The 12,573-nt window shown below is 60.0% G+C and carries 9 protein-coding genes and 1 CRISPR repeat array (1 of these 10 only partly in view); all 9 genes read right to left on the minus strand.

Annotated features, from left to right (window positions below; translation table 11 throughout):
- Positions 1-390: a CRISPR direct-repeat array (repeat unit 37 nt; unit sequence GTCTCAATGCGCCTTATGGCGCTAGGAGCCTTCCGGC) (it extends 11 nt beyond the left edge of the window).
- Between the two features lie 537 nt (positions 391-927).
- On the minus strand, positions 928-1,203 hold the full coding sequence (locus EII11_RS07430) for a type II toxin-antitoxin system RelE family toxin (protein ID WP_240623099.1): 276 nt from the start codon (positions 1,201-1,203) through the stop codon (positions 928-930).
- Positions 1,200-1,445: a type II toxin-antitoxin system Phd/YefM family antitoxin gene (locus EII11_RS07435; protein ID WP_124870928.1), complete on the minus strand. Its 246-nt coding sequence runs from the start codon at positions 1,443-1,445 to the stop codon at positions 1,200-1,202. The genes EII11_RS07430 and EII11_RS07435 overlap by 4 nt, the downstream gene beginning before the upstream one ends.
- A gap of 1,415 nt (positions 1,446-2,860) precedes the next feature.
- Positions 2,861-4,648: an ABC transporter ATP-binding protein gene (locus EII11_RS07440; protein ID WP_124870932.1), complete on the minus strand. Its 1,788-nt coding sequence runs from the start codon at positions 4,646-4,648 to the stop codon at positions 2,861-2,863.
- Positions 4,645-6,594, minus strand: coding sequence for an ABC transporter ATP-binding protein (locus tag EII11_RS07445; protein WP_165867105.1), 1,950 nt, complete (start codon positions 6,592-6,594; stop codon positions 4,645-4,647). The genes EII11_RS07440 and EII11_RS07445 overlap by 4 nt, the downstream gene beginning before the upstream one ends.
- A gap of 11 nt (positions 6,595-6,605) precedes the next feature.
- Positions 6,606-7,502, minus strand: coding sequence for an energy-coupling factor transporter transmembrane component T (locus EII11_RS07450; RefSeq protein WP_124870938.1), 897 nt, complete (start codon positions 7,500-7,502; stop codon positions 6,606-6,608).
- The gene (locus tag EII11_RS07455) at positions 7,499-9,454 is read right to left on the minus strand and encodes an ABC transporter ATP-binding protein (protein ID WP_165867106.1); all 1,956 of its coding nucleotides are present in this window, start codon (positions 9,452-9,454) and stop codon (positions 7,499-7,501) included. Before EII11_RS07455 ends, EII11_RS07450 begins: the two co-directional genes overlap by 4 nt.
- Positions 9,455-9,468: 14 nt before the next feature.
- Positions 9,469-10,074, minus strand: coding sequence for an ECF transporter S component (locus EII11_RS07460; RefSeq protein ID WP_124870944.1), 606 nt, complete (start codon positions 10,072-10,074; stop codon positions 9,469-9,471).
- A 172-nt stretch (positions 10,075-10,246) separates the two neighbouring features.
- Entirely contained in the window at positions 10,247-10,999 is a 753-nt protein-coding gene (locus EII11_RS07465; protein WP_124870947.1) for a glycerophosphoryl diester phosphodiesterase, read from the minus strand.
- 122 nt (positions 11,000-11,121) lie between these two features.
- Positions 11,122-12,444, minus strand: coding sequence for a DUF4032 domain-containing protein (locus tag EII11_RS07470; RefSeq protein ID WP_124870950.1), 1,323 nt, complete (start codon positions 12,442-12,444; stop codon positions 11,122-11,124).
- Positions 12,445-12,573: the final 129 nt, after the last annotated feature.

A 12,573-nucleotide genomic window follows, 5' to 3' on the forward strand; every position in this document is an offset into this window, starting at 1 on the left:
CCTTTTGGCGCTAGGAGCCTTCCGGCCCATGGAAGAGCTCTCCGGCATGATTGGCCAAAAGAAGTCTCAATGCGCCTTATGGCGCTAGGAGCCTTCCGGCATCGAAATGTCAAATCTAGACATGGCGGACTACCTGTCTCAATGCGCCTTATGGCGCTAGGAGCCTTCCGGCGAGAGGTGACGGGGTATATTCTGCTGTTGTCTCACAGTCTCAATGCGCCTTATGGCGCTAGGAGCCTTCCGGCCCCCAGAGAAATTGAAGAAGCACGCATGGCCTCGGTCTCAATGCGCCTTATGGCGCTAGGAGCCTTCCGGCCTGAGGGATGTTAAACGTGCACAGCTGGGCTTCATCGTCTCAATGCGCCTTATGGCGCTAGGAGCCTTCCGGCTCCTCGTGTTTTTCACCCCTTCTAACCTGCGGCGTTACTCGCGTTTGCGCCACCGACCAAAAATAGGGTGTTTTGGAAGGCTCTGACATCCCCTATTGAAGCACATAATTGCAGGTCAGTGCTATAGCGCCACCGATGGCATTTTTGCTAATTCTGGAACCGACTTGCCAACGCAAACATGCGGAAAAGTCTGCTTGTCAGACAACTAAGCGTTCTCTGTCGGCATCCGTATCTTGCTAGGTGAGAAGCTCAGTTCCCTCTGATTCTTCGAAGGTGTCCACCTTATCTAGGGGTATCGCACAAGTGAAAAGGAAGGCGGGTGGTGAAGCCTTTTTGCGGGTGACCTCGTTAATCGAAGGCGCTGGGAAGGGCAGGTTATCGAGTGTCGTCGGCACTATGTGTAGTGAGCCTCAATGGCATTGATGAGCCGTGTTGGCATGGGTAGCGCCGTTCCACTGTTCTTGCTGCGAGGGGTTTGAACGGCCAAGAATCCCGCCAGCCAGGCTCAGGGCCGCCATTAAGAATAAAAGCAGACGCTTCAGTGTAGTTGTCGGTAGACATCTCTACGGTGGCCGATCTTGAGGACGAGGATGATTAGCTCGCCGTTGTTGATCTCGTAGATCACGCGGTAGTCGCCGACTCGGATTCGCCGTTCTCCCTGACCTCCCTTGAGTTGGATGCTTCTGGGAGGGGTGGGATCCTTGGCGAGCCCCTCTATGGCATTGAGGAGACGCCTTTGGGTTGAGCGGTCAAGTTTACGTAGGTACTTGACCGCTGAGGGCGCATAGGAAATCTGATACATCGTGGGGGTCAAAGCCCGAGTCCACGTGAGACATCGGCATGCGAGATGCGGCCAGTCTCCATGCGCGCGGCGGCAGCGTCCTTTATGTCCTGCTGATTTTCCAGTGCTTCCATGGCGCGTGAAAAAAGTTCGGGTGAAATTACCACCGCTCGTGCAGTTGCGCCGCGCGAGGTGATGGTGACAGGCTCACGCTGAGCGTGAGCCAGCCATGTGCTTTGCTCCTGACGGAATTGGGACAGAGTAACCGTAGCCATGTATCAACCGTACAACATGTACAAGTTGTATGGAAGGGTGATTCGCTAGAAGGTAGGGCTTACCCGTGAACGCTGCTGCAACTCATGGATGATCCGTCGCTCGGCAGTTGCTCATGTTAAGTAAATACGCCTTATGGCGCTAGGAGCCTTCTGACACGGCAATCGGTCGCCTCGCATCCGACCCCCGATTCTTGTCTCAATGCACCTTATGGCGCTAGGAGCCTTCTGACCTTAACGATCACTGACTGGGAACGCGATCTTCTGGAAGTCTCAATGCACCTTATGGCGCTAGGAGCCTTCTGACAAAGAAAAACCTTGAAGTCCTCGTCCGACAAGCCGGAGGGTCTCAATGCACCTTATGGCGCTAGGAGCCTTCTGACAAAAGAACATCCTTAAGGGAGAGGACTACATTGTTCTGTCTCAATGCACCTTATGGCGCTGGGAGCCTTCTGCCGTCGTGCTCGTAAGGTTCGCCGTCAACGTCTCCGTGAGTCTCAATGCACCTTATGGTGCTAGGAGCCTTCTGACGTGAACACATGGAACTAGCCGGAATAGCAGCGATCCTGTCTCAATGCACCTTATGGCGCTAGGAGCCTCCTGACCTCCGAATAGACGACCCCGTAGCCCTCCACCTACACCAAGTCTCAATGCGCCTTATGGCGCTGGGAGCCTTCTGACTTGGCGGGACATCCCCCGTTTCACCGTTGAGCATTCAGAGTCTCAATGCACCTTATGGCGCTGGGAGCCTTCTGACGTCGTCAATTAACTATTGGGCGCTGTGGGTCGACGGGTCTCAATGCGCCTTATGGCGCTGGGAGCCTTCTGACCCCTACCGAAAAACACCCCTTCTGACCTGCGGCTTTACAAGCGTTTCCGCCACCGACCACAAACAGTGCTTTTCACCAGGCTCTAATAGCCCCTATTTAACCATAAAACCCCAGGTCAGAGCCACCCCGCCACCGACGGTGGTTTTCGCTCCTTCTCCGCCGACTTTGAACGAGGTTATGCGGAAAAGTCGCCCTTGCTCCATCCTCGTCATACTGAAAATTACAGAAAAATGGTCCTGTGGTCCAACGGGATGGGTTTCGGGAAGTCCTCAAAGGTGTCAAACGCAGAGCGAGAAAGCGACGCTGGCAGCCTCGCGTTGCACCAGGTGCTTCTGGTTGCACTAAAACACCCGGGCCCGGCGCAACACGAGCGACCAGGAGACACAGGTACAACCAGGAAAGATAGGAGCGACCAGGGGCGCCGGGAACAACCAGAATGGGCGGGATCAACATCGGGACCTGGGAGTAGCCACACCAGGACGGCCGCAAGCAGTACGAGTGCCTCAAAGCAACGCGGGGTAACACCGGTAATGCAGAAGCCGGCTAGGCACTACGACCATGCCGTGCAGCCTGCACCCAGAACCAGCCCTACAGTTTCCACCTGGCCACGGCGCTTTGATCCTCCCAGAACTCACGGTAGGTGGGGGACGCCGCGTACAGCTCATCATGACTGCCCACGGCTTCAACGGCCCCATCGGTGAGGACAATGATCTGATCGGCTCGGCGGATGGTGCTCAGGCGGTGAGCGATCACCAAGACCGTGCGGCCCTGCGCCAGGTCATCCAGGCTCTCAGTCACGCGCGCCTCATTGACGCCGTCTAAGGCGCTGGTGACCTCGTCAAGCAGAAGGATGGGGGCGTCCTTCAAGAACGCCCGTGCCAGAGCAACGCGCTGCCTCTCGCCACCCGACAGGGCGGTGCCGCCCTCACCAACGCGAGTGTGCCAGCCCTGCGGTAAACGTTCGATGACCTCGGTTAATGCCGCGCGCTGGGCGGCGGCGTGCACCTCTTCATCGGAGGCACCGGGCCGACCAATGCGGACATTTTCCTCAATGGTGGTATCGAATAGGTAGACGTCCTGGAACACCATGGACATGAGGCTCATCAGGTGTTCCTCGCTCATGTCGCGCACGTCCACGCCGCCGACGGTGATGCGTCCGGCGCCGACATCCCAGAAGCGGGCGGCTAGACGCGACAGGGTTGACTTGCCTGAACCTGACGGTCCGACGATTGCCGTCACCGACCCGGCGGGCACGGTGAAAGTGACGTCACGCAACACCTGACGAGGTGCCCGCGCGCCTGAGTTGAGAGTTGAGGCTGAGTTGGTGGGCGTGGCAGCACCCCCGGCTTCGCCCTCGTCGTAGGAAAAGTCCACGCCCTCAAAGTGAATATCAAAAGGCGCGCCCGCAGTTTTCTCCGCCCCCGCAGCGGGTGCTGGCAGCAGGGGAGCCTCGGTAATGTCCTCAATGGCATCCATAGCGACCTGCGCCTCATGCAGGGCATCAACGTAGAAAGCCAACATGCCCACGGGCTCAGCAAAACGAGCCGCCATTAAGGCCAGCGCAATAAAGACCGGCGCGCTCATTGATCCGGCAAACAACAGGGCAATACCCGCAGCAATACTGCCGAGCATGCCCGCAGCAACGGCTGTGTGGAACAGCGATCCGGCAGGGCCTTTAGCTTTACCTGCGGTAAACATGGCGTCACGCTCGGACGCCAGGGCATCCTCCAAGGGAGCCCACCCATTGCGGCAGCGGTCGGTCGCCCGCAGGATCGGCTGAAGTTGAGCGAACTCGACAATACGATTCGACAGATTGTGCAGCTCAACGGCGTGAATCTGATGTTCACGCACGACCATGCGCCGCATCCACCGCAGTGCCCACAGTGCCACGGGCACAGGTGCCACCATTGCCAATGCCACGCGCCAATCCACCACAACCGTCACCAGGAAAATACCCACCAAGCTCCCCGACGCCGAAGCGATATACGGCAACGCGATAGAGGGCATATGGGACAGGAAACTGACGTCTCGTGAGGCCGCCTTACTGACGCGCCCGACGGAGGCGGCACTAAACCAGCCCAGGGGGAGTTTTTGGACGCGCTCCGCCACCCGGCAGATCAGGGTGCCACACACGTCCAAGCAAGCAATCGCCATGGATTGCAGGCTTGCGGTAATAGAAAAGGCGAGTGACAGTGCGGCCGCTGCCAGCACGGCAGCCAACCAGGCCCAGGCATCCTCGCCTGCCAGGAAAAGCGAGAGGAAGGGGATCAGCAGGCCCAAGGCAACACCCTGGAACACTCCGCCCAGGGTGTGTCCGGCGAGCATTCGGGTGGTGGTAGTGCGGTTGCCCATCAGGCGAAAAAACTGGGTAATCATTGCTGTGCCTCCCACATGCGCTGGTACACGCCCTCATACTCGAGCAATTCCTCATGCGTGCCAACCTCAACGACGCGCCCCTCGTCAAGGACAACAACCTGATCCACACCCTCAATGGTGCTCAGCCGGTGGGCAATCACCATCACGGTGCGCTCCCGCGCCAGGGCGGTCAGGGCCCGCTGAATGAGCCGCTCTGAATGAGGATCAGTCTGCGAGGTCGCCTCATCCAACAACAGCAATGGCGCATCTGACAAGAATGCCCGAGCGAGCGCAATCCGCTGCTTTTCCCCGCCGGACAGATGCGCCCCGTCCTCGCCAAGTATCGTGTCGTAGCCCTGCGGGAACTGCACAATCCGGTCGTGAATGAGGGCCTTACGGGCGGCCTCTTCAACGGCGGAATCCGGCGCATCGGGGGCCGCCAGGCGAATATTTTCACGCACAGTGTCGGTCAACAACCCGGGGTCTTGCAGCAGAATCGTCATGGTGGACAGCAGGGATGAGGTCGACAGGTCGCGCACATCCACTCCGTCAACGCGCACGCTCCCCGACGTGACATCCCAGAAACGGGCAGCCAGGCGCACCAGCGTGCTCTTGCCAGAACCCGAAGGGCCAACGACGGCGGTGACTGTGCCCGGTTGACACACGAGGTTCACGCCCCGCACCGCTGGCGGAGCGCCCTCGGCGTAGGCGAAGGTGACGTTGTCAAAACTCAACGAGGGGGCCCGCCCGCCCAGGTCAAGGGTGATGGGGTGTTCCGCTTCGGGTAGTTCTGGCAGGTCAAGCAGTTCACTGAGGCGTTCGGCAGCGTCCGCTCCCAGGGTGATGAGGTGGAAGAGCTGACTGACGGCAATCAGGCCGCCGGGTAGGGAGACGCCCAGCAGGATAAAAGGGATGAGGGTGACGGGTTCGATAATGCCCCAGGCATTGAGTGCCACGCCAAAGCCGAGCACGGGGATGAGCATTCCCGCCGGTGAGAAGAGTGCCTGCACAATGGACATGACCTTGCCAGAGCCACGCATCCAGTCATAGGCGGCGCTGGTGTAGGTATCCAGCGCGTCAGAAAAACGGGCAAAAAGGGAACCGCCGTTACCAAAGGCCTTCACTGTGGCAATGCCATCGACCAGTTCAACGGTGGAGGCGGCCAGGGTTTTCTCCGCCGACATGAAACGCTCGCCTGTTTCTGCAGCGCGCACAAACCCCAGGTAGGCCATGAGGACAAAAACAATGAGCACCCATCCGAACACCAGTAGTGCGAACAGCCACGAGCGCGTCAGCAGATAGGTCAGGGCCGCAAGGGGCGTGCCAATGGCCGCTCCCAGGTCGGTGGAGAAGTGGGCGATGATTGTGTGGATCTTTGAGACGTCCTCGCTGATGATGGTGTGAACACGGCCGGAGGATTCCTCCGTGTGCCACCCCAGCGGCAGGCGGGCCAGGTGACGGGCAACGAGGGTGCGTAGGTCGTGGCGGAAGTGGCCCTCCACAATGTGAGCCCAGCCGGTGGAGGTAAAGAGCACCAGGTGGGACAGGATGACGCCCGCCGCGATCGCCGCGAACCACCCCCACGCCGCCCGAGACGTCAGGGTGCCGGCAAGTAGACCTTCGGCAATTGCCGTGATGCCAATGGCAGGCAGCAGTGACAGGGCCGACCCGACCAGGCCAGCAACGAAAGCCAGCAGCATTTTGGTGCGCACGGGGTGCAGCATTGTCGCCAGGGGGCTGGGTTTCTTCGCATCCGGCGTGGTTGTGCTGGTTGCGGGGGTTGTGGCGTCGGGCGTGGTTGTGCTGGTTGCGGGGGTTGTAGCGTCCGGCGAGGCCGATGCCGTGGCTGGAGGTGCGTCGCCCCGCGAGGTTGCCACTCTGGCCTGGCCGTGGCTGTCCGAGGGGGCCGCCGCCGCACCCGGGTGCGGCGCCTCCTGCTGGTCTGTGTTTACTGGAGTTTCCTTCATGTCACCCTCACTTACACATCGTGGAGAACCACACCGGCATCACCAAAGACATACACAACGGCTACCGTTGCCGCCCAGCCCGCAACAAGCATAGCAGTATCCCGCCACCGCCACACCAGCACACGCGGCTCCGTGCGCGTCGAATAGGCGGCAAAGGCGCGCGAATCCATCGACATTGACATGCGTTCTGCGTGGCGCACGGCGGCCGCTGTCAAAGCAGGAATGGATGTCACCCACCGGGCGGGCACGGCCAACAGCGGGGTGCGCAGGCGGGAACCTCGCAGGGCATGAGCTTCACGAATCGCACGATGCTCATCACGGAAACGCCCCATGAAACTCAAGGCGGCAATACCCGCGTAGGGCACGCGGTAGGGCAGGCGCAGGTGTTGCACCAGGGAACGCAGCAGGTCCTGGGGCGTTGCCAGCAGTCCCGTCAAGGCCGCCAGAGAGATCACCGCCGCGATCTTTGCCCCCAACTTCACGCCAACATAAAACTGATTTTCCTCAATGGGAGCCCCCCACAGTTCGAAAGCAAGGGGTGAAGCGCCGACCTTCGAAATTGGCGTGGCCTGAGCCATCGACAGGCTCAACACCGTGGCAAAAAGCAGCACACCCAGGGCGATGGGGATGCCCTTGCGAGGCTGAATAACAAAAAGCAGAGGGATGGTGACCGTCAGCGTCCACAGCGCAGGTAAAGGCGTATTCAACGAGGCCACCACCAGCATCAGTGGCAGCGCCGCAGCAAACGGTGACAGCGGATCGAAGTTCAGCCATCCTGCAAGACCGGGCAGGCTGGGCACAGGCGGAGGAAGCAGGGCAGGCGGAGGAAGGACTGCAGGCGGGAGCAGGGCAGCCGGACGCTGGGGCGCACGATGCGTCGACGGAAGTACCGGGCGCGGCGAGTTCATACGGGCACGACCTCCTTCCACGCCGTCCACAGCGGGCAGGCCGCGTTGAAGGCGCGCGCCTGGGCGGTGATCTGCGCAAGGGGAGTGGGCATCAGGCCAAACTCCTTCAGCAGGGCAGTATCTGCCAGGGCGCTCGCGGTTGGAAGGAACTCCGAGCGCCCATCGCTTCCCAGCAGCACCATTGCGTCGGCGTACTCGCTGATGAGTTCCAGGTCGTGCGTGGCCACAAGGATCACCGCGCCACGCGCAGCCGCATCCACCATGGCGTCCATGAGCCGGAGCGCATGACGATGATCCTGGCCGAAGGTCGGCTCATCTAGGCAGATCACCTGACGTTCCTCAGCTAAGGCCGAGGCCACCGTCAGGCGTCGCTTTTGCCCGCCAGAGAGAGTAAAAGGGTTCGCCTCGGCGTGGGCCGATAGCGAGAACTCTTCCAGGAGGCGCGCTACTGTGCGCTGGACTTCTTCTGCAGGACGGCGCGCGATACGCAGGCCCCGCCCGAGCTCAGCCGCAACCGTTCCTTCCAGGAATTGATGCTCAGGGTTTTGAGGGACCAGAGTAATGCGGGAGTTTGGCCTGCGCCGATGTCGGGCCTTCCCATCCAGAAGAACCCTGCCGCGAGTCCAGGGCTGCACGCCTGCAAGAGCACGCAACAGCGTGGACTTTCCCGTACCATTCACGCCCGCAACAGCGATGATCTGGCCGGCATCGGCCTGGAAGTTCAGCCCCTTGAGGACATGTTGAGCATGAGCGCCGCGACCTCGCTGAACGTGAAGATTTTCCACACTCAACAGGGGGCGGCGATGCTCCGCAGGTGCAACGGATTCTTCTGCCACCTTTTGCGTGGCAGTGCCAGTCACAGTGTCAAAGTCAGTGCCAGCACCAGCTTCAGTATCAGTGTCGGCGTCAAAGTCGGCGGCCGTGCTCACAGAGGGTTTCTCGCTCACCTGCGCAGCGAAGGCATGGGCGGCCTCGTCAATCGTGAGCGGACAGGCCAGTTCAGGGTCGGCAGCGGTATTTGCCGACGAGCCGACGCTGACCTGCTGATAAAAACGCACGGCGGAGGGGAGGCGAATCCCCTGCTCATGCAGGGTAGTTGCATGTTCGGTAAGGACGGTGCGTGGTGAGCCCTGGGTGATGAGTTGTCCGGCTGCGTTAAAGGCCAGCATGTGGTCAACGTGGGCGATCACCGGATCGAGGTTGTGTTCAACCACTAGCACAGCCGTCCCTTGGGCGACGATCTCGGGCAGGAGGGCATAGAAATCTTCTGCTGCCTGCGGGTCAAGGTTTGCCGTTGGTTCGTCTAACACCAGTAGGCGTGGCTGCGTAGCGAGAGCCGCAGCGAGAATGACACGCTGGCGCTGCCCTCCCGACAGATGCCACGGGTTGCGCTCGGCCAGATGAGTCATCCCGACTTGTTCAAGAGCTTTGCGTGCGCGCTGCTCGATCTTGGGCAGGGGAAGACGTAGATTTTCCAGCGCATAGCAGACCTCATCCCAGACGCGGCTGGTGAGGATCTGCGCGTCTGGGTCTTGAAGGACGAGGGCGACATGCCCAGCCAGGTGAGCGGGGGAGGCGTCGGCAACTTCCTCGCCAAGGATCCGTAGTGACCCACGGTAGTGGGAGGGGATCGAATGGGGAACAACCCCGTTGAAAGCCACAGTCAGGGAGGACTTGCCGCAGCCACTTGGCCCGGCCAGGAGAGTTACCGAGGCGGGGTGAAGCGTGAGTGAGCAAGGCTGGGGTACCCACTGGTCACTCCCTTGGTAACGAACGGCGAGCTCGCTAGCCTCAGCGAGGGGAGGCGGGGATATGGTGCGAGGCCGGTCGGCGGGGCCCGGCTGGGTGTTGGGGCCACGCAGAGGGACGGGGCCGGGCTGGGTGATGAGGGAGTGCCGCTGCTCCGAAAGAGCAGTCGGTGGTGGAACGGCGGGGTCGGTAGAAGGGCACACTGTGACAGGCGGACTCAGTTGTTGATGCCGACACCTGCGCGGGCAAGGGCGCGCTTGAGCAGCAGACACACGCCAACACCGGCAAAGCATGAGGTCAGGGAAATCAGCAGGGAGATCGTCATCTCGGCGGTTGTTCCCTCGATACCGTAGGCAGACCAGTACATCCAGCCATTAAGACCGCCAAAGACGGCGGCGGAAATCATGTACACCCACCACGTCCAGAAGCGGTAGAGGAAGAGGGCCACCGGAACACCAACAAAGAGCGCGCCGATGAGGTTGCCGACAATGGCTCCCGCCCCAAAAGAGGTGGTGAAAGTGCTGATGACGCCAAGAATGAGGCCCGCAATAACGAAAGCGCCAGGCTTATTGACGATGACGCCGGGCAGAAGGTAGGGGATCATCCATACGCCCATAATCGCGCACATGATAATGATGCCGCGCGGGGAGGTGGCAATCAGTGGGGTGATGTAGGACAGGGGGATGGTGATGAGTGAGCCGACAACGGCCAGTGCAGCCACCGTCATGAGATTGCGTGTGCCGAGGACGGAGTCGCGCAGGCCGGAGCGTGCAGAGCCGCGGACAGCGATGTCATCGGCGGTTGAGGTGGATGTCGATTCCATGGTCAGCTCTTCCAGAACATGAATACATAGTTAGGTACCCCTAACCTTACTCCTCTTAGTGGGAGCTGTACATGTCGATGCGCCCCGGAAGCGTATGGAATTGTCTCAATGCGCCTTATGGCGCTAGGAGCCTTCCGGCCCCTCGTGTTTTTCGCTCCTTCTGAACTGCGGATCAGTATGCCGCCAGTGCCTCTGCGGGGAAATCCTGCGGACGATCCGTGAAGATGCCAGTCACGCCCCAGGATGCCAGCTCGCGGGCCTGTTCAACATTGTTGACCGTCCACACATTGACCTCAAAGCCCAGATCGCGCAATTCAGCAACCTCTTCACGGGTCAGGCCCTCAACACCGGGGTGAACAGCCTTGCACCCCAGCTCCACGGCACCGTGTGACCAGTGGGTGCGCTCGTCCTCGGGATCAACCAGCCATCCCAAAGCAACCTGCGGGCGAAGCTCATGCAGGTGGCGTAACTGGCGGTGGTCGAAAGAGGAAACAATGAAGCGTGACGGATCAGCAACCTTATCAATGGCGGTGGCAACTGACTCCACAAGGCGCGACTGAAGCTCAGGCCCACCCAAGCAGGGCTTCATCTCCAAGTTTGCGCCCATGCGGTGGGCGTTGATGAACTCCACCACCGATGCAACCTCGGGAATACGCTCAAAACGGTACGTTGGTGAAAACCACGCCCCAGCATCCAGTTTGCGCAAATCCGAATAACCCAGTTCGTAGTAGCCACCCGCACCATTGGTCGTGCGATCTAGAGTGTCGTCGTGAATGACCAGCAGCGTGCCATCGCCCATAATGTCGACATCGAACTCGAACCAGCGAGCGCCCACCTCCATGGCCTTCACGAAGGCAGCCATAGTGTTTTCAGGGGCTAATGAGGACGCACCACGATGCGCGATAATTCGGGGAAACTCAGACATAACGCCTCACTCAGAAAAACATGATCCTTGATATTTTACGCGGGACAGAACCCGCCGTAGGGTACCTTCCACACGACAACACATAAGTCTGCGCAATGCCAGCGGGAATGAATAAATGTGCGTCACTCCCAGTCGGGCGTCACGGGCAAGGCCTCGTCGTCGTCAGGAACATCAAACATAGCGGCAAAATCTCCGCCCAACGCCGGGTACTCAGAGGTGTCCACACCATCACCCGGGTCAAGCAGCAAAGCCTCGTCACGCTTCGTGGGCAGCACCGTCTGCACGTAGGACTCAATTACCTCAGACAGGGGCAGGTCATGCCCTGCTTGCTGAGCGCGGAACCAACGATGATCCAAGAACTCGTGAAACACCTGAGCGGGTTCAAGTTTGCGCGCCAATTCCGGTGGGATTGCCTTAATAACCGGCTCAAAGACCTCGCGCATCCACTCGTGGGCAACAATCTCTTGCGGAACATGCGCGCGGTTCGTCATCGCACGGAAAGTCTCAAGGTCGTTGAGCATGCGTTGCGCCTGCAACTCACCCACATCCATGCCGGTCAGGCGCATGAGCTTACGGTGATGGTGGCCCGCATCAACAACCTTTGGCTGGATCAGCAGTCGCGTGCCATCCACATCAGAGGTCATCGTCAGCTCTCCGACCTCAAAGCCCAGGTCATTGAGCCGACGAATACGCTCGGCAACGCGCCATTTTTGGTTAGCTTCAATGGACTCTGATTCGGTGAGTTCTCGCCACAGTTCCTCGTAGCGGCTGCGAATACGGTCACCCACCTCAATGGGATCTTCCGTTTCAGGGAAGAAAGAGCCTGCCTGCAGGTCCATCAATTCGCCAATAATGTTCGTCCGTGCAAGATCAACGTCGTATTCGCGTTGCCCTCGGGTGAGGGCGGGGTGAAGCTCGCCGGTTTCAGCGTCGACGAGGTAGGCCGAAAAAGCCCCGGCGTCACGGCGGAAAAGAGTATTCGACAGGGAAACATCGCCCCAATAGAAACCTAGAAGATGCAGCCGGACCAAGAGGACGGCAAGTGCGTCAATGAGGCGCTTGGCGGTGTCTGGGGTCATGTACTGGCTGAAAAGAGCACGGTAGGGCAGTGAGAACTGCAGGTGCTCAGTGACGAGGACGGCGTTCAATTCCTCCCCATCGGGGGCGCGTCGACCGGTAATGACAGCGGTGGGAATGACCGAAGGAGCATCCAGGCGGTGAAGGTCGCGAAGGAGCTCATACTCCTTATGGGCTACAGATTCGCCAATTTCCTTGACGGCAATCACTCGGTCAGAGAGGTTGACAAAACGCACCACATGGCGGGAAAGACCGCGGGGGAGGGCGGCAATAATGTCGGTTGGCCACTGGGACAGTGGCACTTCCCACGGAAGGTCAAGAAGGGCGGGGTCCACTGTCGCTGCTGTGATCTCCAGAGCATTCGGCATGGCTCCATTGTCTCACCGTTTACTTGAATTGCACACGGAGATCACAAAAAAGTGTGCCCCGTCCGTTAGGACGGGGCACACCGTGGAGCTGCAGGGGGATCACCCCTGGTTAAGCACCCTCATCACTGA

The organism is Schaalia canis (assembly GCF_003858455.1).
GTDB classification, from domain to species: Bacteria; Actinomycetota; Actinomycetes; order Actinomycetales; family Actinomycetaceae; genus Pauljensenia; species Pauljensenia canis.